At 61.5% G+C, this 25486-nt stretch carries 23 protein-coding genes; 9 read left to right on the top strand and 14 right to left on the bottom strand.

The features are described 5' to 3' along the window. Positions 1-34: 34 nt before the first annotated feature. The 3 genes from HCF10_RS02300 to HCF10_RS02290 are packed head-to-tail and all read left to right on the top strand — an operon-like array spanning position 35 to position 3608. The gene (locus HCF10_RS02300) at positions 35-1936 is read left to right on the top strand and encodes a sensor histidine kinase (RefSeq protein ID WP_167654812.1); all 1902 of its coding nucleotides are present in this window, start codon (positions 35-37) and stop codon (positions 1934-1936) included. Continuing rightward, positions 1933-3270 carry a sigma-54-dependent transcriptional regulator gene (locus HCF10_RS02295; protein ID WP_167654811.1) on the top strand — a complete coding sequence of 446 codons (1338 nt, stop codon included), beginning with the start codon at positions 1933-1935 and terminating at the stop codon, positions 3268-3270. The genes HCF10_RS02300 and HCF10_RS02295 overlap by 4 nt, the downstream gene beginning before the upstream one ends. Continuing rightward, positions 3270-3608: a GlpM family protein gene (locus HCF10_RS02290; protein ID WP_131697384.1), complete on the top strand. Its 339-nt coding sequence runs from the start codon at positions 3270-3272 to the stop codon at positions 3606-3608. Before HCF10_RS02295 ends, HCF10_RS02290 begins: the two co-directional genes overlap by 1 nt. A 124-nt stretch (positions 3609-3732) precedes the next feature. On the opposite strand, the gene HCF10_RS02285 is transcribed toward HCF10_RS02290, so the two are convergent. From HCF10_RS02285 to HCF10_RS02260, 6 genes are read right to left on the bottom strand one after another with little or no spacing between them, the layout of a single operon-like run. Then, entirely contained in the window at positions 3733-5130 is a 1398-nt protein-coding gene (locus tag HCF10_RS02285) for a sigma-54-dependent transcriptional regulator (RefSeq protein WP_131697385.1), read from the bottom strand. Next, complete coding sequence (locus tag HCF10_RS02280) at positions 5120-6889, bottom strand: HAMP domain-containing sensor histidine kinase (protein ID WP_167654810.1); 1770 nt, start codon at positions 6887-6889, stop codon at positions 5120-5122. Before HCF10_RS02280 ends, HCF10_RS02285 begins: the two co-directional genes overlap by 11 nt. Then, complete coding sequence (locus HCF10_RS02275) at positions 6889-8013, bottom strand: GNAT family N-acetyltransferase (RefSeq protein WP_131697387.1); 1125 nt, start codon at positions 8011-8013, stop codon at positions 6889-6891. Before HCF10_RS02275 ends, HCF10_RS02280 begins: the two co-directional genes overlap by 1 nt. A gap of 31 nt (positions 8014-8044) precedes the next feature. Beyond that, positions 8045-9004 carry an alpha/beta fold hydrolase gene (locus HCF10_RS02270; protein ID WP_167654809.1) on the bottom strand — a complete coding sequence of 320 codons (960 nt, stop codon included), beginning with the start codon at positions 9002-9004 and terminating at the stop codon, positions 8045-8047. Next, entirely contained in the window at positions 9001-10395 is a 1395-nt protein-coding gene (locus HCF10_RS02265; RefSeq protein WP_053133503.1) for an aspartate aminotransferase family protein, read from the bottom strand. Before HCF10_RS02265 ends, HCF10_RS02270 begins: the two co-directional genes overlap by 4 nt. Then, positions 10388-11089 carry an MtnX-like HAD-IB family phosphatase gene (locus HCF10_RS02260; RefSeq protein WP_167654808.1) on the bottom strand — a complete coding sequence of 234 codons (702 nt, stop codon included), beginning with the start codon at positions 11087-11089 and terminating at the stop codon, positions 10388-10390. Before HCF10_RS02260 ends, HCF10_RS02265 begins: the two co-directional genes overlap by 8 nt. A gap of 215 nt (positions 11090-11304) precedes the next feature. Between HCF10_RS02260 and HCF10_RS02255 the strand changes: the two genes are divergently transcribed. After that, complete coding sequence (locus HCF10_RS02255; protein WP_167654807.1) at positions 11305-12075, top strand: MipA/OmpV family protein; 771 nt, start codon at positions 11305-11307, stop codon at positions 12073-12075. A gap of 116 nt (positions 12076-12191) precedes the next feature. Here the strand turns inward: HCF10_RS02255 and HCF10_RS02250 are convergent, their stop codons facing one another. From HCF10_RS02250 to HCF10_RS02230, 5 genes are all read right to left on the bottom strand, one after another. Then, the gene (locus HCF10_RS02250) at positions 12192-12596 is read right to left on the bottom strand and encodes an EamA family transporter (RefSeq protein WP_131697392.1); all 405 of its coding nucleotides are present in this window, start codon (positions 12594-12596) and stop codon (positions 12192-12194) included. Beyond that, a complete protein-coding gene (locus HCF10_RS02245; RefSeq protein ID WP_131697393.1) occupies positions 12593-12973 on the bottom strand; it encodes a transporter in 381 nt (126 codons plus the stop codon). Before HCF10_RS02245 ends, HCF10_RS02250 begins: the two co-directional genes overlap by 4 nt. Next, entirely contained in the window at positions 12970-13890 is a 921-nt protein-coding gene (locus tag HCF10_RS02240; protein ID WP_131697394.1) for an arginase, read from the bottom strand. The genes HCF10_RS02245 and HCF10_RS02240 overlap by 4 nt, the downstream gene beginning before the upstream one ends. 117 nt (positions 13891-14007) lie before the next feature. Continuing rightward, entirely contained in the window at positions 14008-14667 is a 660-nt protein-coding gene (locus tag HCF10_RS02235) for a DsbA family oxidoreductase (RefSeq protein ID WP_131697395.1), read from the bottom strand. 55 nt (positions 14668-14722) lie between these two features. Beyond that, positions 14723-15742 carry an alpha/beta fold hydrolase gene (locus tag HCF10_RS02230; protein WP_167654806.1) on the bottom strand — a complete coding sequence of 340 codons (1020 nt, stop codon included), beginning with the start codon at positions 15740-15742 and terminating at the stop codon, positions 14723-14725. A gap of 182 nt (positions 15743-15924) precedes the next feature. Between HCF10_RS02230 and metR the strand changes: the two genes are divergently transcribed. After that, positions 15925-16842, top strand: coding sequence for a transcriptional regulator MetR (metR, locus tag HCF10_RS02225; RefSeq protein WP_053133526.1), 918 nt, complete (start codon positions 15925-15927; stop codon positions 16840-16842). A 17-nt stretch (positions 16843-16859) separates the two neighbouring features. On the opposite strand, the gene HCF10_RS02220 is transcribed toward metR, so the two are convergent. From HCF10_RS02220 to HCF10_RS02210, 3 genes are read right to left on the bottom strand one after another with little or no spacing between them, the layout of a single operon-like run. After that, a complete protein-coding gene (locus HCF10_RS02220) occupies positions 16860-17366 on the bottom strand; it encodes a GNAT family N-acetyltransferase (RefSeq protein ID WP_167654805.1) in 507 nt (168 codons plus the stop codon). A 5-nt stretch (positions 17367-17371) separates the two neighbouring features. Then, positions 17372-17785, bottom strand: coding sequence for an NUDIX hydrolase (locus HCF10_RS02215; RefSeq protein ID WP_145335158.1), 414 nt, complete (start codon positions 17783-17785; stop codon positions 17372-17374). Between the two features lie 32 nt (positions 17786-17817). Then, on the bottom strand, positions 17818-19134 hold the full coding sequence (locus HCF10_RS02210; protein WP_167654804.1) for an HD domain-containing phosphohydrolase: 1317 nt from the start codon (positions 19132-19134) through the stop codon (positions 17818-17820). A gap of 255 nt (positions 19135-19389) precedes the next feature. Here HCF10_RS02210 and HCF10_RS02205 point away from each other — a divergent pair, with 255 nt between their 5' ends. The 4 genes from HCF10_RS02205 to HCF10_RS02190 are packed head-to-tail and all read left to right on the top strand — an operon-like array spanning position 19390 to position 25459. Continuing rightward, positions 19390-21264 (top strand): putative bifunctional diguanylate cyclase/phosphodiesterase, encoded by a 1875-nt coding sequence (locus HCF10_RS02205; protein ID WP_167654803.1) that lies wholly within the window; start codon positions 19390-19392, stop codon positions 21262-21264. A 25-nt stretch (positions 21265-21289) separates the two neighbouring features. Beyond that, positions 21290-22258 (top strand): cytochrome-c peroxidase, encoded by a 969-nt coding sequence (locus HCF10_RS02200; RefSeq protein ID WP_131697401.1) that lies wholly within the window; start codon positions 21290-21292, stop codon positions 22256-22258. Positions 22259-22268: 10 nt separating this feature from the next. Then, entirely contained in the window at positions 22269-24083 is a 1815-nt protein-coding gene (locus HCF10_RS02195; RefSeq protein WP_167654802.1) for a DAHL domain-containing protein, read from the top strand. Next, complete coding sequence (locus tag HCF10_RS02190) at positions 24080-25459, top strand: ATP-binding protein (RefSeq protein ID WP_167654801.1); 1380 nt, start codon at positions 24080-24082, stop codon at positions 25457-25459. The genes HCF10_RS02195 and HCF10_RS02190 overlap by 4 nt, the downstream gene beginning before the upstream one ends. The last annotated feature ends 27 nt before the right edge of the window (positions 25460-25486 follow it).

Below are 25486 nucleotides of genomic sequence, written 5' to 3'. Positions count from 1 at the left end.
GGCTGGCAGCTCTGGTTGACCCAAGGCATCTGTGATGAAATGCGACCCCAACCAATTTCGCGCCGCACCGCCATCACTTGCCGTGAAACCTCGCCTGATTCGCCAACTGTTCCTGCCGCCGCTGATCATCGCCCTGATGATCGGCCTGGGTTATATCGGCTTCTGGATCAGTGAGTACTACGGCATCCGTACGCTCAGCGACAATGGCGAACGCCAGCTGGAGCTGCACGCCCGCACCGTCGAAAGCGAAATCAGCAAATACACCTACCTGCCCAGCCTGCTGGAGCTGGAGACCAGTGTCTCCAAGCTGCTGGCCGAGCCGAGCCAGGAAACCCGCAAAGCGGTCAACGACTACCTCGAAGGCCTGAACCGACGCAGTCGCAGTCGGGCCATCTACGTGATGGACACCACCGGCCGCGTGCTGGCCACCAGTAATTGGCGCGATGCCGACAGTTACCAGGGTGAAGACCTGTCCTTTCGCGCCTATTTCCAGAATGCCGTGCGCGGCCAGCCCGGGCGTTTCTACGGCATCGGCAGCACCAACGGCGAACCCGGTTACTACCTGGCCCACGGTCTGGAAGAGCACGGCAAGATCATCGGCGTGGCGGTGGTCAAAGTGCGCCTGGAAGCCCTGGAGGAACGCTGGCAACGTGCGCGCCTCGAAGCCTTTGTGAGCGACGAGAACGGCATCATCATCCTCTCCAGCGATCCCGCCCGTCGCCTCAAGGCGGTACGCCCGCTGAGCGATGAGATCAAGGAACGCCTGGCGCACAGCCTGCAATATTACTGGGCCACGCTGAACGAGCTGGAACCCCTGGCCCGCGAGCGCTTGAATGAACGCAGCGAAAAGCTGACCTTCCCGGCCAACACCGAAGTGGTCAACGACGAGCACGAAGTCAGCTACCTGGCGCAAACCCGTCCACTCAACGACACACCGTGGAATTTCACCCTGCTCACCCCGCTCAACGACCTGCGCCGCGCGGCGATCAACCAGGGCATCCTGGTGGCTGTCGCGTTTGGCCTCGTCGCGTTTTTGCTGATTGCCTGGAACGAGCGACGCAAAGTCATTGCCACCCGCCTCGCTGCGCGGGAAGCCTTGCAGGAAGCCAACAGCCAGCTGGAGCGACGGATTGCCGAACGCACCGCCGACCTGCGCGCCAGCAATGAACGACTCAAGGGCCAGATCCGCGAACGGCGCCAGGCCGAAGAAACCCTGCGCCGCGCCCAGGATGAACTGGTACAGGCCGGCAAACTGGCAGCCATCGGCCAGATGTCCACCAGCATTGCCCATGAACTGAACCAGCCGCTGGCCGCGTTGCGCACCTTGTCCGGCAACACCGTGCGCTTCCTCGAACGCGGCGCCCTGGACACTGCCAGCGCCAACCTCAAGACCATCAACGAACTGATCGACCGCATGGGCCGCATCACCGCCAGCCTGCGCTCCTTTGCCCGACGCGGCGATGACCAGGGCGAAGCCAGCCTGGCCAAGGCCGTGGACGCCGCGTTCCAGGTCCTCGGCCCACGCCTGGACAGCCTGCCGCTGACCCTGCACCGCGACTTTATCCCGGCCCAATTGCAGATCGACCAGACACGCCTGGAACAGATCCTGGTCAACCTGATCGGCAACGCCCTCGACGCCATGCAGGCACAACCGGCTCCCGAGTTGTGGCTGGAAGGCAGCGTCGCCGAGGGCAAATACCGCCTGCTGGTACGCGATAACGGCCACGGCATCGACGCCGAGGTCCGCAAGCATTTATTCGAACCGTTCTTCACCACCAAACCCGGCGAGCAAGGCCTGGGCCTGGGCCTGACCCTCTCCGCCAGCCTCGCGGCGGCCACCGGCGGCAGCCTCGCCGTGGAACACCCGGCCGGTGGTGGAACTGCCTTTGTCCTGAGCCTGCCGCTGGTGGGCGCTCAACCAGCTGAGTCGACATGAATATTGATCCTCAAGACCTCACCGTGCTGATCGTCGAAGACGACCCCCATGTGCTGCTCGGCTGCCAGCAAGCCCTGGCGCTGGAAGATATCCCAAGCGTGGGCGTGGGCAGTGCCGAGGAGGCATTGAAACGTATCGGCGAGAACTTCGCCGGCATTGTGATCAGCGATATTCGCCTGCCGGGCATCGACGGCCTGGAGCTGCTCACCCGTCTCAAGACCCTGGATAAAAGCCTGCCCGTGGTGCTGATCACCGGGCACGGCGATATTTCCATGGCCGTCGGCGCCATGCGCAATGGCGCTTACGATTTCATGGAAAAGCCCTTCTCCCCCGAACGCCTGGTCGATGTCGCACGTCGCGCCCTGGAACAACGCGGGCTGGCGCGGGAAGTCTGGTCGCTGCGCCGCCAGTTGGCTGAACGGGATTCGTTGGAAGGCCGCATCATCGGTCGCTCGCCGGCCATGCAGAACCTGCGTGAGCTGATCGCCAACGTCGCCGACACCTCGGCCAACGTGCTGATCGAAGGCGAGACCGGCACCGGTAAGGAACTGGTCGCGTGTTGCCTGCATGACTTCAGCCGCCGCCACGATCACCAGTTCGTCGCCCTCAACTGCGGCGGCCTGCCCGAGAACCTGTTCGAAAGCGAGATTTTCGGCCACGAAGCCAACGCCTTTACCGGCGCCGGCAAGCGCCGTATCGGCAAGATCGAGCACGCCCACGAAGGCACGCTGTTCCTCGATGAAGTGGAAAGCATGCCGATCAACCTGCAGATCAAATTGCTGCGGGTGTTGCAGGAGCGCACCCTGGAACGCCTGGGCTCGAACCAGAGCGTGGCCGTGGATTGCCGGGTAATCGCCGCCACCAAGTCCGACCTCGACGAACTGAGCCGCGCCAGCCAGTTCCGCAGCGACCTGTACTACCGCCTCAACGTGGTGACCCTGGAACTGCCGCCCCTGCGTGAACGCCGCGAGGACATCCTGCAACTGTTCGAACACTTCCTGCAGCAGTCGTCGCTGCGTTTTGACCGCACCGCGCCGGAACTGGACAACCAGACCCTGTCCAGCCTGATGAGCCACGACTGGCCCGGCAACGTACGCGAACTGCGCAACGTCGCCGAACGCTTCGCCCTCGGCCTGCCCGCCTTCAAGAAAAGTGGCAGCAGCAGCGGCAGCCAAGGCCTGGCCTTTACCGAGGCGGTCGAAGCCTTTGAACGCAACCTGCTCAGCGATGCCCTGCAACGCAGCGGCGGCAACCTGACCCAGGCCAGTCAGGAACTGGGCATGGCCAAGACCACCCTGTTCGACAAGGTCAAGAAATACGGGTTGAGCCACTGATGGATCTTTTTTTGAAAGCCGCCCTTGGCGCGGCGGTGGTGTTGATCCTGGCGGCACTGGCCAAGACCAAAAACTATTACATCGCAGGGCTGGTGCCGCTGTTTCCGACCTTTGCGTTGATCGCCCACTACATCGTCGGCAAGGGCCGTTCGGTGGACGACTTGAAGACCACCATCCTGTTCGGGATGTGGTCGATCATTCCGTATTTTGTGTATTTGGCGACGCTGTATGTGATGGTGGATCGAATGCGGCTGGAGGCCTCTTTAGCCGTAGCAGCGGTGGCGTGGCTGATGGCCGCGACGATCCTGGTGAGTATCTGGGTACGCATCCATACCTGACCCGACTCGGCCAAAAAATGTGGGAGGGGGCTTGCCCCCGATAGCGGTGTGTCAGTCAGCTCATCTTTAACTGATCCACTGCCATCGGGGGGAAGCCCCCTCCCACATTTTTAATCGAGGCGTGTCAGCGAACTATCTTGTCGACCTGGATCCCAAGCTTCTTCAGGCGATACCAGAAACTGCGCTCGGAAATACCGATCTTCGCCGCCGCAGCAGCCTGCACGCCGTTGCTCTCCTGCAAGGCGGCCAGGATATAAGCCTTCTCCACCTCCGCCAGCGCCGCATCCAGGTCCCGGGGAATGCCCGGCCCGTCGCTGAGGATCGCGGTCACGCCGCCTTCGCTGGGTTTGGAAGCAAACAGATAACCCGGCAAATCAATGTCTTCGATCACAGGCGTGGCGGCCACGATGGTCGCGCGCTCCACACAGTTTTGCAGCTCACGAATATTGCCCGGCCAGTGATACGCGGCCATGGCCTGCAACGCCTCAGGGCTGAAACCGGTGATACGCTTGCCGGCCGTGGCGCTGAGGGTCTGGGCAAAGTGACGGGCCAGGGGCGCGATGTCCTCCACACGCTCACGCAGGGCCGGCAGCGGGATCGGGAAGACGTTGAGGCGGTAATACAGGTCTTCGCGAAACTCTTTATTGGCCACCGCCTCCAGCAGGTTCTTGTTGGTGGCGGCGATCACCCGTACATCCACCTTGCGCTCGCGCGGGTCGCCCACCGGCTCGATCACCCGCTCCTGCAAGGCCCGCAGGATCTTGGCTTGCAGCGCCAAGGGCATATCGCCCACTTCATCAAGAAACAGCGTGCCCTTGTCGGCTTGCTGGAAACGCCCTACCCGGTCAGACACGGCGCCGGTAAACGCGCCCTTGCGATGGCCGAACATTTCGCTTTCCAGCAGCCCTTCGGGGATCGCCGCGCAGTTGACCGCCACGAACGGTTTGTCGGCACGGCTGCCGTGCTTATGGATGGCGCGGGCGACCATTTCCTTGCCGGTGCCGCTTTCGCCGGTCAGCAGAATGGTGGTGCTGCTGTCGCGCACCGAATCCACCGCCTGCAGCACTTTGCGAAACGCCGGGCTGTCGCCGACCAGGCTGTCGAACTGCGTCTGCTCATCCAGCTCGGCGCGCAGGCGGACGTTGTCGCGCATGATGTCGCGAAACTGCAGGGCCTTGGCCACGGTGATGTCCAGCTCGTCGATATCGAACGGCTTGGCGATGTAGTCGTAGGCACCGTTGCGCATCGACTGCACGGCGTTTTTCACCGTGCTGTAGGCGGTCATCACGATCACCGGCACGTGGGGATAACGCACCTTGATCTCGGCCAACAAGGCCGGCCCGTCCATGCCCGGCATCCGCCAGTCACTGATCACCAGGTCAATGTCTTCCTGTTCCAGCACCTTGAGCGCATGCAGGCCGTTGCCCGCAATGAACACCTGCACGTTGTTCTGGCCCAGGGCCGACGCCAGCAGGTCGCAGAGCTTGGGTTCGTCGTCGACTACCAGAATGTTATGCGTCATGACTGTCCTCGTCGTCTTCGCCTATCGCTGGAATGTACAGGCTGAAGGTGGCACCGGCATCGTTTTCGCTGGCGCATTCGATGCTGCCGTCGTGACTTTCCATGATCGAATAGACTTTGGCCAGGCCCAGGCCCGTGCCCGAGGCCTTGGTGGTGACGAAGGGCGTAAAGATGCGCTCGATCATCTCCGGCGCAATGCCCTGGCCGGTGTCGGCGATGGTGATGACGGTGTTGTCGCCCAGGCTGCGAATGCCCAGGGTCAGGCACCCGCCTTCGGGCATGGCATCGATAGCGTTGATAATCAGGTTGAGGCACGCCTGCTTGAGCTGCTTGGCATCGGCGTAGATCGTCGCTCCCGGCGCCTGGTCATCGATCTGCGCGTCGATGTTATGGCTGGCCAGTTCCGGCGCACAGAAGCCAAGGATCTCCTCCACCAACGGGCGGGCCGGCTGCAGCACGCGCAACGGTGGGTTGGGTTTGGCAAAGTCGAGGAACTCGGTGATCAAGTCGTTGATGCGGCTGACTTCGCTGATCACATATTCCAGGTGACGCTTGTCGGCGTCCGGCAGGTCTGCGCGGCGGTGCAACAACTGGGTAGCCGTCTTGATGATGCCCAACGGGTTACGAATCTCGTGGGCCAGGCCCATGGCAACTTCACCCAGGGCATGCAGGCGATCACGCCGGCGCAGTTGGGCTTCGAGGTGGTGCAGCTCGCCCAGGCGCTCGGTCATATGGTTGAAGGTGCTGCTCAATTGCGCCAGTTCGTCGCCACCACTGACCAGCACGCGGTGCGCGTAGTTGCCTGAGATCACCGCGCTCACGCCTTCGGACAAGTCCCGCAACGGCTTGGTCAGGCGCCGCGACACCAGCACACCGGCCGCCAGGGACAATGCCGAACTGAGCAGGAAAATCAGCACGAACAGGTTGCTCTGGTTCACCAGCCCCACCAGGCTGGTATGGCGCAGCAGGCCGCTGAAAATCACGCCTTGCAGGTCACCGGCGTCATTGAAGATCGGCCAGTACAACCCACTGTAGCTGTTGGTGAACTGCTCGCTGGGCTGCTTGGTGTTGCGCATCGCGGTCTCGACACTTTTCGGGATGCGCGAAGGGTGATCCACAAAGCGCTGGGTCGAAAATATCTCCGAGAACCCCTCGGGGTTGGCCAGGTACAAGCGCAGGTCGAGGGAATGCACATCGGCCACGCTGGTGAGGAAGCTGCTGTCCAGGTAGGTCGCCACCAACAAGCGGTAGTCGACGCCGTCCTGGCTGGTTTCGAAGGTCGAGACCACAATCCCCGTGCTCACCCCCGCCACTTGCACGGTCTGCAGCACCGCGTTGCTGGTCAGGCTGATCTGTTTGACGATGTCATCGGAGGCGGTACTGAACACCACCTTTTGATCGCTGGTGCGAATCAGCGCCACCACGTCGATGTCAGTGGCATCGGCGATGTCCGCGGTCAGCCGGTCATGCTTGGCGGCCTGCTTGCTTGAGGGCGGGCTGGTGTAGCGCAGGAACAACTTGGCCATGCGCGCGTTGTCGTGAAGGATGTCGCCGATCTCATCCTTGACGATCTTGGTCGATTCTTGCAGCCAGATACGCACGTTGCTGTCGAAAATCTGCGACAGCGTGGTCGCCGCCAGCTCTGCCGCGATCATGGTGGGAATCACGCTGACCAGCCAGAACGCCAGCACCAGCTTGCGCTGGACGCTCCAGCGCGAAATGGCAAAGGGGCGGGCTTTCTGGCGGGTCTTGGTGATCATCAGGTTTCGCTTATCGCAGCAGCCATGGCAGGGTCGGAACGATCCGGTCGAATAAACAGTTTTACAAGCTTGAGCAGGCCGTTGACCAGCCGGTTGCGGTGGCGGAAAAACACACTGTTGCCCTGGAACTCGCAGCCCAGGCGCAGCTTACTGGCATACCCGGCCTGACCGCACTCATACACCGCAATATTGTGTTGAATACAGTAGTCGACGTTGGTCAGCCAACTGCGGAAGTACAGGTTGTAGTCACGGGAGAACGCAACGTCATGCCCGAAAAACTTGTCCACCAGCCGGTGCTCGTCCACCAGGATCAGGTTGAACGCCACTAACTGCTCGTCGACCCAGTAAAGAACACAGACGGCGCGATCGCCAAGGCGTTCCAGCACGCCGGTAAAATAACCGGCAGGCAGGCGTTCGAACTGCAACTCGGCCCGCTTCAGCGTGGCCTCGTACAGGCGCATGACCTCGGGCAGCACATCGTCGATATTGCCTCGCCATTCCACCCGTGGTCCCGGTGCACGCAGCTTGCGGCGCAAGTCCTTGCGGGTGGATTTGCCCAGCGAGCCGAGGTAGGCGTCCACCGAGCCGTACGGCAGCGGCAACACCCCGGTGGGCAAGCTCGGCATGCTTTGAAAACCCACCGCCCGGCAACTGTCGAGCCAATGCGGGTCCTGGCTGGGTGCATCCTTGACCGCCACCAGGCCGATACCGAAATCATCGGCATCCTGTCGCGCGGCGTCCAGCAAGTGTTTAAGCAACAACGGGCGACGCGACTCGGGCACGCCACTGGCAACCCCGGCGTCGCAACGCTCGGCCACCGGGGAGCCAATGGCATACAGGCCCAATTGCAAAACACCCGGCCACAGCCGCTCCACACGTTCGGCCAAACGCTTGCCGGCGCCCGACACCGTGGTGTCGAGCCGGTAATGGGTGATGAACGCAGTGGCCACGGCCACCAGCGTTCCATCGTCGTAGACCGCCAGGTAGCGCCATTGGAAGTCATCGATGGCGGCGTTTTCCACGGCGACGTAATAGTCCCAGTCTTCCAGCGCACCGGGAAAACAGTCGTTCCAGGCACTACGCTGGAGGGCCCGGATAGTCGGGAAGGCTTGGGTGGTGATCACAGGTATCCCTTATTTCTGTGGTGAACGCCGATCAAATGTGGGAGCTGTCGAGCCCCGGCGAGGCTGCGATGGCATCACCTCGGTGTACCTGAAAGACCGAGGCGCCTGCATCGCAGCCTCGCTGAAGCTCGACAGCTCCCACATCGACCTGTATTGGGCTGACGCCCGTGTGCTGCTCGACAAAGTCGGCACTCAACTCGATCACCCGCCGGTATTGCAGGTCGACGGTGATCATGTGGTAACAGTTGTCCAGCAGGATCTTGGTCACCGGGCCACCCAGGTGACGCTCCACGTAATCGGCGTTCCAGCGGCTGGTGATGTCGTCTTCGAGGGAGTGCAACACCAGGGCCGGCACCTTGACCTTGGGCATGCGTTTCCTGACCACGGCGTTCATGCGGTGCAACTCGCGCACCGTGATGCCTTCCATGGTCAACAAACCGGCTTCGCTGCTCTCCCCTTCCTTCATCTGCCGCTCGACGATTGCCCGCAAGCGTTCGTTCTTGATGCCGTAGGGCGGCTTCTCTTCGAAGCGACAGACGTGCACGCCGAACGGAATCTTCATCAGCAACGGCGTGAGGAATGCCAGCTTGTTGATGCTCCAGCCGTCGTACTTGAGGGTGGTGGAATACATCAGCAGCCCGGCGACTTGCCCTGGGTGCTCGGCGGCCACGTACATCGACATCACCGCGCCCATGGACAAGCCACCGACAAACACCTGTTCGTGGCGTTGCCTGACCTGTACGAAGGTCTTGCGCACGCCTTCGTACCAGTCGCGCCAGCCAGTGGCCTGCAGGTCGCTGTTATCGCCGCAATGCCCGGCCAGGGTGGGCACGTACACCGTGCAGTTACCCGCCTTGGCCAGGCCCTTGGCGACCTGGCGCAATTCCGTCGGGGTGCCGGTCAGGCCGTGGATCAACAGGATCCCGACCGGACCTTCACCGAGAACGAAACCGGCACTACCTTCACCGAGGTCGATCCCAGTTGCGTTCACCGTTTGGTCGCCCGTACCAGCAGTTGTTCGAGCAGCTTCAGGCCCAGCTCGATTTCCGGGTAGCTGATTTCCAGGGACGGTGCCAGGGTGATCACGTTTTTGTAGTAGCCGCCCACGTCGAGGATCAGGCCGAGTTTGCGCCCATCCACCACCATGTCGCCTTTCATGCCTTCTTCGACCATGTAGTCCAGGGTCGCCTTGTCTGGCGTAAAGCCGTCCGGGCCGCAGATTTCGCAGCGCAGGGCCAGGCCCAGGCCGTCGACGTCGCCGATGATCGGGAAACGCTTCTGCAGGTCTTGCAGGCCTTCGAGGAAGAATTTGCCTTTGGCCATGACCATCGCGCCGTAGTCGACTTCGTTGGTCATCTTGAACATTTCCAGGCCCACCGCCGTGCCCAATGGGTTGGAGGCGAAGGTGGAGTGGGTCGAACCTGGCGGGAAGATCTTCGGGTTGATCAACTCTTCACGGGCCCAGATGCCGCCCAGTGGGTTGAGGCCGTTGGTCAGCGCCTTGCCGAACACGATTACATCCGGTTGTACGTCGAAGTGCTCGATCGACCAGAGTTTGCCGGTGCGGTAGAAGCCCATCTGGATTTCGTCGGACACCATCAGGATGCCGTGCTGGTCCAGCACATGCTTGAGCTCGCGGTAGAAGTTCATCGGCGGGATCACGTAGCCACCGGTGCCCTGGATCGGCTCGACGTAGAACGCGGCGTATTCACTCTGGCCGACTTTCGGGTCCCACACACCGTTGTATTCGGTCTCGAACAAGCGGGCAAATTGCTGCACGCAGTGGCTGCCGTACTCTTCCTTGGTCATGCCTTTGGGGCCGCGGAAGTGGTACGGGAACGGGATGAACTGGGCACGCTCGCCGAAGTGACCGTAGCGACGACGGTAGCGGTAGCTGGACGTGATCGACGAGGCGCCGAGGGTACGCCCGTGGTAGCCGCCTTCGAAGGCGAACATCAGGCTTTTGCCGTTGGTGGCGTTACGCACCACTTTCAGGGAGTCTTCGATCGACTGCGAGCCGCCGACGTTGAAGTGCACGCGACCGTCGAGGCCGAATTTCTTCTTGGCGTCCACCGCGATCATTTCCGACAGCTCGATTTTGCCTTTGTGCAGGTACTGGCTGGCGATTTGCGGCAGGGTGTCGATCTGCTGTTTCAGCGCGTTGTTCAAGCGCGGGTTGGCGTAGCCAAAGTTGACCGCCGAGTACCACATTTGCAGGTCGAGGTAGGCCTGGTCTTCGGTGTCCCACACGTAGGAACCTTCGCAACGGCTGAAAATACGCGGTGGCTCGATGTAGTGGACGGTGTCGCCGTAGGAGCAGTACTTGGCTTCTTTATCCAGAAGGATCTGGTCTTCGGCGGTAGCGATGCGGATATCAGACATGATGGAAGAGTTCCTGGTTGTCGGCAGCAGAAAAAGGGGTGGCGTTGGCGGCGATGCCCTGAGGCAGTCGGGCCAGCAATGCAGGCACTTCGGCGAAGGTGTCGAAGCGCGCGTAAGGAATGTTGTTGGCTTCGCAGTACAGGGCGAGGCTGCCTTTGGCGAACACGAAGTCGGCGGCGGAGGCCACGCACATGTCCGACTTGCCGTCGCCGATCACCAGCACGCGCTTGTTGCGCGGGGTGGATTTGCACTTACAGTTGCCGGACGCCGCGCGGCAGGCGTCGCTGGCGTACGGGAAGTCGATGCGCCAGCTGTTCTGGTCGACCTGGCGCAGGCGGTTGGCGAGGATCGGCAGCAAGGTCACGTAGTTGCGCGACAGGATCCGCGCGATGCCTTGCTCGATGCCGTCGCTGACCACTTCGATGGACGCACCCAGGCCCATGACGTGATCGACGAAATCCGGGAAGTCCGGGTCGATCTCGACACTGTCGAAGTACGCCAGCAGTTCGCTTGGGGTCGCCTTGATCAGCGCCAGTTGGCGGCTCAGGCATTCGCGGGAACCGATATGCCCATCCAGCCATTCCTGTTCGATGGTTTCCCACTCGGGGCCGGCGAAGCGTTGGAGGACGTTGTCGATGACATCGGTGGGGGTAATGGTCCCGTCGAAGTCACACACGATATGCCAGTGGATCATCTGCGTTTACCTTGAGGAGCGCGCTGTGTGCGCTTGCCCAAGGGGTAGAGCAGGGAGTGTGCCAACTGGCTGAAGCCCGGCGGGGCTGGGCGCGCGCGGGGATATGTGTCGCAGGAGCTACAATTTTTGTAGCTTGCTACAAACAAGATGAGTGCTTGCGCAGGCGCGGCGGTTTGCGCGTTCATGCGGGCGTATTCAATCAAGGAACTGTGACCATGTTGAGGATCACATGCGCGGCATTCGCCGGTTTACTCGGACTGTGGAGTGTCTCCAACACCGCATTGGCGAATAGCATCAGCGGTGACGTCGGTGCTGGCATCAGCTACCAACCCCACGACCCCACCGGCAGCCGCTATGAAACTCGGCCGGTGCCCTATCTCGACCTGGACTGGGGCAACGTCAGCCTGGGCACCGATGACGGTTTGACCTGGAGCGCGCTGAACACCCACGGCTTCAGCGCCGGCCCTTACATCAATTACCTGCAGGGGCGCACCTCCAATGGCTCACTGCAGGGGCTGCGCAATGTGTCGGACATGGCCGAGATCGGCGGTTTCATCCAATACGCACCGGCCGACTTCTGGCGGGTCTATGCCCAACTGGGCCAGGCGGTTGGAGGCGGTCATTCGCAAAGCGGCGCGCTCGGCAAGGTAGGCGGCGAACTGGGCTACCCGCTGGGCGGTGGGATTATCGGCAGCAGCGGCCTGGTGGCGCACTTTGCCGATGCGCGCCAGACCCAGACGTTTTTCGGGGTAGACGATAACGAGGCGGCAGCCACAGGTTTCAAGGCCTATAACGCCAGCGGCGGTTTCCAGAACATCACGCTGAGCCAGAGTTTCCAGTTCCCGCTGGCGCCCAACTGGTCACTGCTGACCAGCGCCAGCTGGGTGCACCTGGTGGGTTCGGCGGCCAACAGCAGCATCGTCAAGGAAACCGGGGACGTGAACCAGGGCCAGGTACAGACGGCGATCAGCTACACGTTCGATTGATCACTTCGGACGAAATGTGGGAGGGGGCTTGCTCCCGATAGCGCAGGGTCAGCCAATGCATACTGGACTGATCTACCGCTATCGGGAGCAAGCCCCCTCACACATGGGTGCGTATTTCAGTTTTCCTCGCCTTCGGCCAGCAGCGCTATACCGCCAATAATCACCGCCACCCCCGCCCAATGCAGCGGGCTGATATGTTCCCCCAGCCCCAGCCACGAACCCAGCAACACCACCACAAACACCAGCGAACTCAGGGGAAACGCCAGGGACAGGCTGCTGCGCCGCAGGATCAGCATCCACACGAAAAACGCGCCGATATAGCAGGCAATCGCCGCCAGGATCCCCGGATTGCGCGCCACCTCGGACAACCACTGCCAGTTGAAATCCATCTGCCCCAACTGGTCGCCGGCAACCTTGGTAAACAGCTGCCCGGCACTCTCGGTGCAGATCAGCAAGGCCCATAGCACCACCGTGCCCAGGCGCCCATGTAACCAACCGGTGTGGATCGTTTGCGTACTCATGCCTGACTCCCTGCAATCGCTACCAGCATCACACCCAAGGTAATCACCAGCGTGCCCAACCAACGGCGGCGGCTGACGACTTCGCCCAGTACCACTTTGCCCGCCAGCACCACGCCGCAATAGGCCAGCGCCGCGGCCGGGAACAACAGGCTCAACGGCGCACGAGACAGCGCTTCGAGCCACACGAAAAACTCAATCACATAAGCACCGATCCCCGCCCACAGCAGCGGCGCATTGAATACCTGGCCCCAGAACGCATTCAGGCGAAAGTTGCCCTCCAGCTCCGGCAAACGGTCCAGGCCGAGCTTGAAACACAGTTGGCCGATCACATCGAGCACGATGGAAAAGGCCACCAGCAACACCACGGTCAGGGTCACGGGAACAGCTCCTCAAACAGGTCGATCAGGGCTTCATTGGTGGCGGCGTTGCGCTGCAAATCCTCCGGGCTCCAGCGCTCCGGTGGCGGCTGGTCGGACTTGGCTTCCCAACGCTTGAACGCATTGCTGAAGGCCGGCGTGGCGAACTCGCCGCACACGTCGATGCCGATGATGCGCTTACGCGCTGCCAGCGCCCGCAGGGCTTGCAGCAGGTGGGTCAGGCGCATGCCACCCTGGTCCCAGTTGGTGGCGGCGTCTTCGCTGGCGAGCACGTCTTTGTCGAGGGTGATCCAGATCGCTTCGGTGGGCAGGCTGCTGATCATCTGTTCGAGAAACGCCGCCCAGTCCAACTCGGCCAGGTTGCGCCAGTGCAGGTGGTTTTCCCGTTGCTGGTGGCCGGCGCCATCGCCGACCCGGCCCCAGACTTTCGACGGCGGATGCTGCCAAGGAAACAACTGCAACTGCCCACGCTTGAGGGCGGCGAGGTTACCGCCACGCAACTGCGGGTTATGCAGATCATCGCTGCACGGGCCGAGGGTGACGATGCGCTTGATCGCCGGCATGTTCAGCGCGCGGTTGACCCACGAGCCACAGTGGCGCTTGGGCGCAAAGCGCACCCAGTCGGGGTGGTTGTCGAAGTGGATCAGGCTGATGGGTTCTTTCAGGTCGGCCAGGAACGCCGGGGTCAGGTGGTGATAATCGCCGGAGCCGACGAACAGGATTTCCGGGCGCGCATCCGTGGGCCGGGGCCGCAGGGCCAGGCGTTCGGCGAAGCGCTTCCAGGTTTTTTCGGTAGACCACAGGCGCAGCTTCGGGCCCAGGTCCAGCAGGTCGATACGCGTGGCACGGCCACTGGCCAAACGTCGGGCAATCGGTGCCTGACCGGTGAGGCTGTGGTCGAGGTCAAGAATGTTCAAGGTCATGTTCCCCTATGGCTTTAGGGGGTCAATGCAAGGGGCGGGCCAGCGCTTACCTCAAGGTCAGTGAGAAATAAATGTGGGAGGGGGCTCGCCCCCTCCCACATTGGATCTCAGTCAGCCTTGGTTTTTGGCTTCGCTGATGATCTGGCGAATCGCGCCGACAAAGGCTTCCGCCGGCTGGCCACCGCTCACGGCGTACTGGTCGTTGAACACGATGGTCGGCACCGACGTCACCCCACGGGAAGTCCACAACTGCTCTTGCTCGCGGACTTCGGCGGCGTATTCATCGGAGGCGAGAATCTCGGCGGCGCGCTTTATATCCAGGCCGACGCTTTCAGCGATGATCGCCAGGGTGGCGTGATCGGAAGGGTCCTGGCCATCGGTGAAGTAGGCTTTGAACAACGCTTCCTTGAGGTTGTACTGCAAGCCTTCGAGCCCGGCCCAATGCAACAGGCGGTGTGCGTCGAAGGTGTTGTAGATGCGGCTTTGGCCATCGGTGCGAAAGGCAAAACCGAGCTCGGCGCCCATGTCACGGATGCGCGCACGGTTGGCCTGGGATTCTTCGGCGCTGGAGCCGTATTTCTCGGTGATGTGTTCGACGATGTTCTGACCGATGGCGGGCATGTTCGGGTTCAGTTCGAACGGCTGGAAATGGATCTCGGCCTGCACCTCGGCACCGAGCTGGTCGAGGGCTTCGGTCAGGCCGCGCAGGCCGATGATGCACCAGGGGCAGGACACGTCGCTGACGAAATCGATTTTCAGGGGAGTACTCATGGTAGGCAACCTCGCAGGCTTCAATACGCCGTAAAGGGTGCACGATACACCAATGTCACAGCAGCTTCGAAGGCGCGACCGGATCGATCTGTGCCCAATGTGCGGCATCTTCGCGATGAGCCTGCAGGTACGGCAACACCGCTGTCAGCAGCGGCGCCTTGAACGCTTCCTGGAAACGATGGGCCATGCCGGGAATCAACTTCAACTGGCTGCCCTGGATATGCGCCGCCAGGTGCACGCCGTGCATCACCGGCAGCAACGGATCGGCGGTGCCGTGGACCACCAGCGTCGGTACACGCAGTTGGTTGAGCAACGGCACGCGGCTCGGTTCGGCGAGGATCGCCATGATCTGGCGCTTCACGCCGTCCGGGTTGAAGGCGCGGTCGTAAGACAACGCCGCCTGGTGCAGCAACGCCTGGCGATCATCCTTCACGTTCGGGCTGCCCAGCGCCGCGAGCAAATCGGCCTGCTGCTCCAGCGCCACTTCACGATTCGGCGCACTGCGTCGCGACAACAACTGCACCAGCGCCGCATTCGGTGCCGGCAAGCCTTCGGCACCGGAGCTGGTCATGATCAGGGTCAGGCTTTCCACGCGCTGCGGCGCCATCGCCGCCAGGTGCTGGGCGATCATGCCGCCCATGCTTGCGCCCAGTACGTGAAACTGCTGGATCTGCAAGGCGTCCATCAAGCCCAGGGCGTCGTCGGCCATATCCGTCAGCGTGTAGGGTGCCGCCACCGGCAGGCCGAGCTTGTAGCGCAGTACCTCAAAGGTCAGGTTGGCGTTTACCGGCGCCTGGCGCCAGGTCGACAGGCCGACATCGCGGTTGTCATAGCGGATCACTCGGAAACCCTGCTGGCACAGGGCGACGACGACTTCGTCGGGCCAGTGGATCAGTTGCCCGCCCAACCCCATCACCAGCAGCAAGGCAGGGTCGGACGCACGGCCGATACTCTGGTAGGCGATGCTCACCTGAGCCAGGTCGACCGTTTGGGTCGGGACATTGACATCACATCGAGAAGCCGCAAAAGACGGCAGGCCGAACAGTAGAGCGGCCAGTAAAAGCAACACGCGCATGAAAAACACCGAAACGCAGAACCCCAGTAGAGCGCGAGTCTGATGAAGTTTGTTCAAGCGCGCTGCCACACTTCCATGACAGTTTGATGAAGAGTGCCCGGCGGTCCTGGTCGACACGGGTTGCAACATGAGACAAACTCACGCCATCCCGCTTCGTCACAAATTGTCTTCATGGAGAGCCCGTGCTCGAGATCCGCCACCTCAAGACCCTGCACGCCTTGCGCGAAGCCGACAGCCTGGTGGAGGCCGCCGAGCGCCTGCACCTGACGCAGTCGGCGCTGTCCCACCAGTTCAAGGAGCTGGAAGAACGCTTGGGCATGCCGCTGTTCGTGCGCAAAACCAAGCCGGTACGCTTCACCAGCGCGGGTCTGCGCCTGCTGCAATTGGCCGACGCCACCCTGCCCCTGCTGCGCGGCGCCGAGCGCGACATCGCACGCTTGGCCGGTGGCACCGCCGGGCGCTTGCACATGGCGATCGAGTGCCACAGTTGTTTCCAGTGGCTGATGCCGACCATCGACCAATTCCGCGATGCCTGGCCGGAAGTCGAGCTGGACCTGGCGTCGGGCTTTGCGTTCGCCCCGCTGCCGGCCCTGGCCCGTGGCGACCTGGACCTGGTGGTGACCTCCGACCCGCTGGAGCTGCCGGGCATCACCTATGTGCCGCTGTTCACCTACGAAGCCATGCTCGCCGTGGCCAACCAGCACGCGCTGGCGAACAAGGCGTACATCGTGCCCGAAGACCTGCTGACCGAAACCCTGATCACCTACCCGGTGGAGCGCGATCGCCTGGACATCTTCACCCGCTTCCTGGAACCGGCCGATGTGGAACCGGCCCAGGTGCGCACCTCGGAACTCACGGTGATGATGATGCAACTGGTCGCCAGCGGCCGCGGCGTGTGCGGCATGCCCCATTGGGCGCTGCATGAATACAGCTCGCGCGGCTACGTGAAGGCCAAGCGTTTGGGCGAGAAAGGGCTGTTTGCGACGTTGTACGCGGGGATTCGTGCGGACATGCTGGATGCGCCGTACATGCGCGACTTTTTGCTGACGGCCAAGGACACGTCGTTTTCAACGCTGGATGGCGTGAGCGCGGTACGCTGAAACAACACATCTGGAACTCAGTGAGCCGTGAGCTCGCGCCACATGTAGATTTTGTCGAAGTAGTCCACGCCCACCCGCACCGCCAACGGTTCCAGGCCGTACTGGATAAACCCGCAGCGTCGGTACAGTGCAAACGCTGCATCGTTGCCGGCAGTGACGGTCAGCTGGATCACTTTCAGACGCGGATGTCGGCGCGCTTCATCCAGCGCGGCCTCGACCAAGCGCCGACCCAAGCCTTTGTGCTGGTAAGCCGCGTTCACGTACATGCCGAACAGGGTCACCTTGTGCCGCGCCTTCTCGCGAGGCTCGAAGGCCAGGCCGACGATGCCGGCCAGTTCCCCGTCGACGTACGCGCCGAGCAAGCGATCCAGCGGACTCTCCAGGCGCTTTTCCCACCAGCTCAACGGCATGGCTGCACGCTCGGCCACACTGGAAGTGAACGCCTGGGGATAGGCGCCGTAAGCTTCCAGCATCAACGCCCGATAAGCTTCGGCATCGTTGGCCCCCAGCGCACGGACGCTCATTCGCGTCAGGCCGGCGTGGTCAGTGACGCACGGTAAAACGGCAGGATCAGGTCACGGGTCAAGGGCGCCAGAACCAGGCCACCATCACCGGCAGGATCGATCCAGCGCACCTCTTCGATTTCAGCGGCCGGGCTGACCGGACCATCGATCTGCACCTGGAACAATTCAGCGTCCACGGTGAATCCCGGTTCGTTGGCTGCGGGGGCCGAGAAGTGACCGAGGTAGACCGCGTCACCGGGCTTGATGCGCAGGTTCAGCTCTTCGTACAGCTCGCGGGCCAGGGCCTCGGCGGGCTGCTCACCGGCGTCGATCTTGCCACCGGGTTGCATAAAGGCCTGGGTGCCGCGCTTGCGTACCAGCAGGGTGTGGCCATCGCTGCCGATCAGCAGGGCAGCGGCGATACGGATAGTGCTAGGCATGAACTGAAAACCTTGAACTCAAAAAATGAAAATTAATGAAGCACCGCGTCGGTCTCGTCCGGCTCCTTGATAAACACGCTGTACTTGGCGCCTTCCATCGCCTCAAACGCAATCAGCTTGTCCACCAACGGCAGGTTCAACACCTTGCCGGCATTGAGCAGCAACATGCCGTTATCGGCGTTGAGGTTGCGCGCCAGGACCATGCCTTCTTCCAGCTCACGGGTGGTGAGCACCTTGACGGTGGGGTCGCCCAGGGTCACATCACTGAGAAACGCGGCGCAGGCCAGGATGAAGTCCTCGACCAGCTCCGGATCGTAGAGGCGCCCGGCATATTTGCGGATGTACAACAATGCCTCATCGCTGTTCATCTGCCGCTCAAGGATCAACCCCTTCTGCAACTCGATGAAGTCCACCGCCAGTTTCAGCAGGCGCGAACCAAACGGAATCGCATCGCCCTTGAGGTGGTCGGGAAAACCGCTGCCGTCCCAGCGCTCCTGGTGATGACGAATGATCCGCGCGGCATCCTTCATCGGCTCCAGGGTCATCAGCAGCGATTCGCTCTGGGCCGGATAGCCACGGTAGCGCTCGCGATCGGTGCTGTGCAGCTTGTCGGCTGGCTCGATCAACATGCTGTCGCTCCAGCTCAGCTTGCCGATGTTGTACAACGCGGCGGCCATGGCCAGGTCGCGCGAACTGGCTTCGTCCATGTACTGGGCGGCGCAGTACACGCGCACCAGTTCGATCAGCGGACGATTGGTCTGTTTGTTCTTGGGCAGGCGTAGGTTGGCCAACAACGAAAACACTTCAGTGCCGGTCACGTAGCTGCGCTTTAGCTCGTCATAGGCAAGGTCGAGCATGTCGGCGGTTTGCTGCAACTCGGACGTGCGCGCCGCCACCCGTTTTTCGAGTGTGGCGTTGAGCACCTTGAGCTGTTCGTTCTGCTCCAGGGTCAAGCGCTCCAGGCGCTGATGATCCAGGGTCTGCAGGAGGATCAGCTTGAGTTCGTCGTCGTTCCAGGGCTTGCCGATATAGCGGTGGATCTGCCCTTCGTTGATCGCCTTGATGATCGTCGGCAGATCGGCGTAACCGGTCAACAGGATACGGCAGGTGCCGGGGTACAACCGATGGACTTCGGCCAGCAATTGCGCGCCGTCCATGCCAGGCATACGCGCATCGCTCATGATCAGGTCGATGGGCTGGGCCGCCATTATTTCCAGGGCTTGGGCACCGCTGCCGGCCAGCACCACATCGAAAGGCTGGCCACGCAGCAGCCGACGCAGGCTGTTGAGGATCGACTCTTCGTCGTCGACCAGCAAAATAGTGGGCTGTTTAGCGAGTTGTTCATCCATGCTGACTGCGCCTTCAAATTAAACAAAATTGAGCCGATTTATACACTTGTGCCATGCCGCCTCCGTCTCTGGAAGGGCAAAGCCGGTCGACGCGGTGTGTATACATGCAAAAGCCTGCACTGATTTGACGCCAACTGGCCGTCGATATCAAGGGAGCTCGACTATGCTGTCACCTTAAGTGGGCGTCTCACTCATCTTTGCAATCAGGGAAGGAATCGTTATGTCGTCGAGTCGCTTGCAGCTATGGAGTGCGTCATGACCCCGGACTCAGGACGGGCCAATCGGCGAATTCTGATCGTCGATGACACCACATCCATCCACCAGGACTTTCGCAAGATCCTCTGCGCCGACACAGACGGCGAGGCTTCCCTGGACACCCTTGAGCAAACCCTGTTCGGCACCACGACGGTTGTGCGCCAGGCGTTTGTGCTGGACTCCGCCTACCAGGGCCAGGAAGCCCTGGATCTGGTGAATCGGGCCCTGGCAGCCAATGCGCCCTATGCCATGGCGTTCATCGACATGCGCATGCCGCCTGGCTGGGACGGCCTGGAAACCATCGAGCAGTTGTGGAACGTCGATCCCAACCTGCAGATCGCCCTGTGCACCGCCTATTCCGACTATTCGTTTGAAGCGATCGAAGCGCGATTGAAGTACAACGACCAGTTGCTGATCCTGAAGAAGCCCTTCGACCACCTGGAAATCCGCCAGATGGCCAGCGCCCTGACCTGGAAATGGCAGCTCGCCCAGGATGCCGCCCTTAAGGTGATCGGGCTCGAACGCACGATTGAGGACCGCGTGCAGGAGTTGCTGAAAGTCTCGCACCTGCTGCAATACGACGCGCTCACGGAGTTGCCCAACAGCACGTTGCTGGGCGACCGCCTGACCCAGGCCATTGCCCTGGGCCGACGCCATGACACGCAACTGGCGGTGATGTTTATCGGGCTCGACCGCTTCAAGCGCATCAACAACGCCCTGGGTTATCCGGTGGGAGATGAGGTGCTCCAGCAGGTCAGCCAAAGCCTGGTGGCGGCCGTTCGGGCGTCGGACTCGGTGTTTCGCTATGGCTCGGACGAGTTTGTGATCCTGCTCAATGATGTCCAGCATCCCCAGCAAACCCAGCACATCGCCCAGAAGGTACTCAAGGCCATCAGCGTCACCCGCCATGTCGCGGGGCACGACCTGAGCGTCACCGCCAGCCTGGGCATCAGCCTCTATCCGAATGACAGCAGCACTGCGGTGGAGCTGATCAAGCACGCCGAAACCGCCATGCACACCACCAAGGAGCGTGGCCCGGACGATCTGAGTTTCTACACCGAAGACATGAACCTGCGCGCCCAGCATCAACAGAACCTGGAAAGCGCGATCCGCCAGGCCCTGGAACACGATGAGTTTGCGCTGCACTACCAGCCCAAGCTGGACCTGAAAACCGGACGGATCCTCGGCGCAGAGGCGCTGATCCGCTGGTTTCAACCGCGCTCGGGCTGGGTCCACCCGGCCGACTTCATTCCGGTGGCCGAAGACAGCGGGCTGATCGTCCCCTTGACCCAGTGGGTGCTGCGCCACGCCTGCGAACAGGCACAGGCCTGGCGCACCATGGGCCTGGCGCCGCTGCGCATCTCGGTGAACATCTCGGCCATCGACTTCCGCCAGCGCGAGTTTGTCGACAACCTGGCCGCCATCCTCAAGCAGACCGGCCTGCCGCCCAACCAGCTGGAGCTGGAAATCACCGAAAGCGTACTGATGCAGAATGTCGACGATACGGTCGATATCCTGAACCGGATCAAGGCCATGGGCGTGCGCCTGGCCCTGGATGATTTCGGCACCGGCTACTCCAGCCTCAGCTACCTGCGACGCTTTCCCATCAATGTGCTGAAGATCGACCAATCATTCGTGCGCGGGCTGCACGAAAATAGCCAGGACGCGCAGCTGATCAGCGCTATCATCGGCATGGGCAAAAGCCTGGAGCTGAACATTATCGCCGAAGGGGTGGAGACCGTCGAACAGCTGAACTTCCTGAGAGCCCAGCACTGCGAAGAAGGCCAGGGTTTTCTGTTCAGCAAGGCCGTACCTGCGAAGGATTTCGCCCAGTTACTGCAGGTGGGCAGCCCCACACTGATGCCCGACCAATAGCCCTATGCCTGCAAGGAGTGCTCGCTTGAGCGACGTTTCAACCTACCGTTTCGGCCTCACCCTCTCGTTGGGGCTGTGCCTGGGGATGACCGTGACGGCCGCGCCGCTCGACGAAGCGCTCAAACCCATGCCGCCGGTGCCGCCACTCGACCCGGCCAAGGTCGAGCTGGGGCGCCAACTGTTCAATGAGCCGCGCTTGTCGGTCAACAACACACTGTCCTGTGCCAGCTGCCATCACCTCGAATCCGGGGGCGCCGACACGAAACCCTTCTCCCTGGGTTTCGACGGCAAGCCCGTGGAAATCAATACGCCTTCGGTATTCAACGCCAGCCTGAACTTCAAACAGTTCTGGAATGGCCGGGTGGATACCCTGGAAGCGCAGGTCGAGCAGGTGGTCATCAGCCCGGTGGAAATGGGCAGCGACTGGAAAACCGTGGTGCAGAACCTGACCGCCCTGCCCGCCTACCAGGCAGCGTTCAAACAGACCTACCCCGATGGCATCACCGCGGCCAATGTGCAAAATGCCCTGGCCACCTATGAACGCACGCTGCTGACGCCCAACTCACGGTTTGACCAGTACCTGCTGGGCAACACGGAAATCCTCACGATCCAGGAAAAGTACGGTTACCAGCGCTTCAAGGATTACGGCTGCATCGCCTGTCACCAGGGCATCAACATCGGCGGCAACATGTTCCAGAAGTTCGGCGTGATGGGCGACTACTTCAAGGCACGCGGCAACCCCGTCGAGTCGGACCTGGGGCGCTACCTGCTGACCAAGGATGAAGAAGACCGCCACGTGTTCAAGGTGCCCAGCCTGCGCAACGTCGCGGTCACGGCGCCGTATTTTCACGATGCCTCGGCCAGGACCCTGGAAGAAGCGGTTGACGTCATGTTCAAGTACCAACTGGGACGCAACCCCTCACAAGAGGATAAAGACCTGATTATCCAGTTTCTCAAGACCCTGACCGGCGAATGGTTGGGCAAGCCTTTATGAGCAGATTGTCATGACCCTCTATCGCCGCCGCGCCAGCCAGTTGGCCTTGGGGTTCATCACCCTGTTGCTGGCCTCGACGCTGATCTTCCTGTACGTCAAGTCGTCCAGCGACCAGTCGTCTTCCTACACCCACTCCCGGGACCTGATCCGGCAGCTGCAACAACTCAACGCCCAGTGGGACAGCGAAGTGCTCAAGGCCAGGATCGCCATCACCCACAATTACGACCCCCTGGTGGCGCCTCTGACAGAAATGACGCGGCTGTGGGCCGAGCTGGAAGCGCACGACTCGTACCACAGCGCGCAAGACCTGCCCGCCTGGCAAGCCAGCCGGCAGGCTTATCAAGCGGCCATCCAGGAAAAGGCCCGGCGCATCGACCAGTTCAAATCCCACAATGCCGTGTTGCGCAACTCCCTGGCCTTCCTGCCGACCGCCGAAGACGATATCCAGGCGCAGTTCAACCAGGTGAACGACGATACAAAACCGCAACTGCAAAGCGTGGCCACCGACACCTACGACTTGCTGCTCAGCAGCCTGGAATTCGCCCTGGTCACCACCCAAGAGCGCGCCGCCGACATCCTCGTCGGCCTGGGCAAGCTGGCAGTCAACAAGGAACTGCTGCCCAGCGAGTTCCGCGCCCCGGTGGAGATCCTGAGCAATCACATCGAACTGATCCTGCGCGAGCAGCCGGTGGTGAACACTTTGCTCGAAGAGATCGCCGCCATCCCGGTTGCCGAACGCCTGGATGACCTGACCAACCACCTCAACCAGGACCAACAGGCCCTTGACCTTGTCGAACAGCAATACCACCGCTACCTGCTGGTGTTCTCGACCCTGCTGGTGGCCTTGTTGCTGTACCTGACGATTCGCTTGCTGCGCAGTTTCGCCGAGATCAACCGCGTCAATCGCGCCTTGCAGGCGGTGAACGAAACCCTGGAACAGCGCGTGGAGCGGCGCACCCAACAGCTCAAGAATGCCCAAACCGAGCTGATGGACAGCGCGCGCCAGGCCGGCATGGCAGAGATCGCCACCAACGTGCTGCACAATGTCGGCAATGTGCTTAACAGCGTGAACATCTCCGCCGACCTGGTCACCCGCAAACTGCGCAGCAGCAAGGCGATGGGCCTGGGCAAAGCCATGCAGTTGATCAATGAGCGCCAGGCCGACCTGGGCACCTTTATCACCGAGGATGAAAAGGGCAAACTGCTGCCCGGCTACTTGAACCAATTGGTGGACGCCATTGCCGTCGAGCAACAAGGCCTGATCGAGGAACTGGCGCAGTTGAGCAAAAGCGTGGACCACATCAAGGACATCGTCTCCACCCAACAATCCTATGCGGGTGCAGCCTCACTGAAGGAGCCGGTGCAGATCAGCACCTTGATGGAAGACGCCCTGCGCATGAACGCGGGGGCACTGAGCCGGCACAATGTCACGGTGGTCAAGCACTACGGGCAGGTTCCGGAAGTCCTCGGCGACAAACATCGCTTGCTGCTGATCATGGTCAACCTGATCAGCAACGCCAAGTACGCCATGTCCAACCTCACCGACCGGCCACGGCAGATGACCCTGACGGTCCAGCAGCTGGATGAAGACACTCTGCAGATCAGCGTGAAGGACGAGGGCGAAGGTATACCCGCAGAAAATATGACGCGCATCTTCACCCACGGTTTTACCACCCGCAAGGAAGGCCACGGCTTCGGCCTGCACAGCTGCGCACTGGCCGCCGTGGAAATGAATGGACGGCTCACCGCCCATAGCGACGGGCCGGGCCAAGGTGCGATATTCACCCTGACAATCCCCCTCACTCCTGCCGGAAGCCCCGTATGAACCAGCCTCCCAACCGGCGCATCCTGCTGATTGATGACACGCCGTCGATTCACGACGATTTCCGCAAGATCCTGATGCCTGCCGTTGAATCCAACCAGGTGCTGGACGACATGGAGTCGGCACTCTTCGGCGATACAGCCAAAGCCCAGGCCCAGGTGTTCGATCTGCACTCGGCCTACGGCGGCGAAGAAGGCCTGCAGTTGCTCATCACCGCCATGGCGCAACAAAAGCCCTATGCCCTAGCGTTTGTCGACATGCGTATGCCCCAAGGCTGGGACGGTGCGAAGACCATAGAAGAACTCTGGAAAGTCGCCCCCGACCTGCAAGTGGTGGTGTGCACCGCGTACTCGGACTATTCCTGGGAAGACCTGCTGGATCGCCTGCACGGTCATGATCGCTTGCTGATCCTGAAAAAGCCGTTCGACAACATCGAAGTCCAGCAGATGGCCAACACCCTGAGCAATAAATGGGACATGGCCCGTCGCGCCACCCTGCAAACCAGCCAGCTGGAACGGCAGGTGGAACAACGCACGCAAGCGCTGCAGCAGGAAATCGAAGAGCGCAAGCACCTGGAAAGCCAACTGGTGCAGTCGGAAAAACTCGCCTCGCTGGGGCAGCTCGCCGCGGGCGTGGCCCATGAGATCAACAACCCGGTAGGCTTTATCTCGTCCAACCTCAGCACGCTCGACGGCTACTTCAACCAGTTGCAACAGATGCTGGAGGCTTACCAGCAGGCCGAAGAAACCCTCGCCACGGGTGAACAGCACGCGCAGCTCAAGGCATTGCGCACCCGCCTGGAACTGGACTTTCTACAGGACGACATTCCGATATTGATCCACGAGTCCAAGGAAGGCATCGGTCGCGTGGCGCAGATCGTCAAGGACCTGAAAAACTTTTCGCGGGTGGACAACGACCAGACCTGGCAATTTGCAAACCTGCAACAAGGCATCGATTCGACACTGAACATCGTTGCCAGCGAACTCAAGTACAAGGCCGATGTGGTCAAGCACTACGCGCCGCTGCCAGAGATCGAATGCCTGGCCTCGCAGCTCAACCAGGTGGTGATGAACCTGATGATCAATGCGGCGCAGGCCATGGGGCCGGAACGCGGCATCATCACCCTCAGCAACGGTGTGGAAGGCGAGAACGTGTGGCTGGAAGTGGCGGACAACGGCTGCGGGATTGCCCCCGAGGCGATACAGAAAATCTTCGACCCGTTTTTCACCACCAAGCCGGTGGGCGAAGGCACGGGGTTGGGGCTGTCACTCTCCTACGGCATCGTCAAGAAACACCATGGCGATATCTCTGTCAGCAGTGAGCTGGGCAAGGGGACGACGTTTCGCGTGGTATTGCCGATTCGGCAGACGACGACGTAGGACACGCCCTCCGCGAACTGAACGTAG

The sequence above is a fragment of the Pseudomonas sp. B14(2022) genome (genome assembly GCF_012030485.1).
GTDB lineage: Bacteria > Pseudomonadota > Gammaproteobacteria > Pseudomonadales > Pseudomonadaceae > Aquipseudomonas.
Note: the sequence above shows the minus strand (reverse complement) of the source record. Positions and strands in the feature narration are given on the sequence as shown.

Excerpts from the sequence above, each read along its gene's own strand:
- HCF10_RS02300 (WP_167654812.1), top strand. The coding sequence starts at position 35 with ATGAAATGCGACCCCAACCAATTTCGCGCCGCACCGCCATCACTTGCC.
- HCF10_RS02295 (WP_167654811.1), top strand. The coding sequence starts at position 1,933 with ATGAATATTGATCCTCAAGACCTCACCGTGCTGATCGTCGAAGACGAC.
- HCF10_RS02290 (WP_131697384.1), top strand. The coding sequence starts at position 3,270 with ATGGATCTTTTTTTGAAAGCCGCCCTTGGCGCGGCGGTGGTGTTGATC.
- HCF10_RS02285 (WP_131697385.1), bottom strand. The coding sequence starts at position 5,130 with ATGACGCATAACATTCTGGTAGTCGACGACGAACCCAAGCTCTGCGAC.
- HCF10_RS02280 (WP_167654810.1), bottom strand. The coding sequence starts at position 6,889 with ATGATCACCAAGACCCGCCAGAAAGCCCGCCCCTTTGCCATTTCGCGC.
- HCF10_RS02265 (WP_053133503.1), bottom strand. The coding sequence starts at position 10,395 with ATGTCTGATATCCGCATCGCTACCGCCGAAGACCAGATCCTTCTGGAT.
- HCF10_RS02260 (WP_167654808.1), bottom strand. The coding sequence starts at position 11,089 with ATGATCCACTGGCATATCGTGTGTGACTTCGACGGGACCATTACCCCC.
- HCF10_RS02255 (WP_167654807.1), top strand. The coding sequence starts at position 11,305 with ATGTTGAGGATCACATGCGCGGCATTCGCCGGTTTACTCGGACTGTGG.
- HCF10_RS02250 (WP_131697392.1), bottom strand. The coding sequence starts at position 12,596 with ATGAGTACGCAAACGATCCACACCGGTTGGTTACATGGGCGCCTGGGC.
- HCF10_RS02235 (WP_131697395.1), bottom strand. The coding sequence starts at position 14,667 with ATGAGTACTCCCCTGAAAATCGATTTCGTCAGCGACGTGTCCTGCCCC.
- HCF10_RS02230 (WP_167654806.1), bottom strand. The coding sequence starts at position 15,742 with ATGCGCGTGTTGCTTTTACTGGCCGCTCTACTGTTCGGCCTGCCGTCT.
- HCF10_RS02220 (WP_167654805.1), bottom strand. The coding sequence starts at position 17,366 with ATGAGCGTCCGTGCGCTGGGGGCCAACGATGCCGAAGCTTATCGGGCG.
- HCF10_RS02215 (WP_145335158.1), bottom strand. The coding sequence starts at position 17,785 with ATGCCTAGCACTATCCGTATCGCCGCTGCCCTGCTGATCGGCAGCGAT.
- HCF10_RS02210 (WP_167654804.1), bottom strand. The coding sequence starts at position 19,134 with ATGGATGAACAACTCGCTAAACAGCCCACTATTTTGCTGGTCGACGAC.
- HCF10_RS02205 (WP_167654803.1), top strand. The coding sequence starts at position 19,390 with ATGACCCCGGACTCAGGACGGGCCAATCGGCGAATTCTGATCGTCGAT.
- HCF10_RS02195 (WP_167654802.1), top strand. The coding sequence starts at position 22,269 with ATGACCCTCTATCGCCGCCGCGCCAGCCAGTTGGCCTTGGGGTTCATC.
- HCF10_RS02190 (WP_167654801.1), top strand. The coding sequence starts at position 24,080 with ATGAACCAGCCTCCCAACCGGCGCATCCTGCTGATTGATGACACGCCG.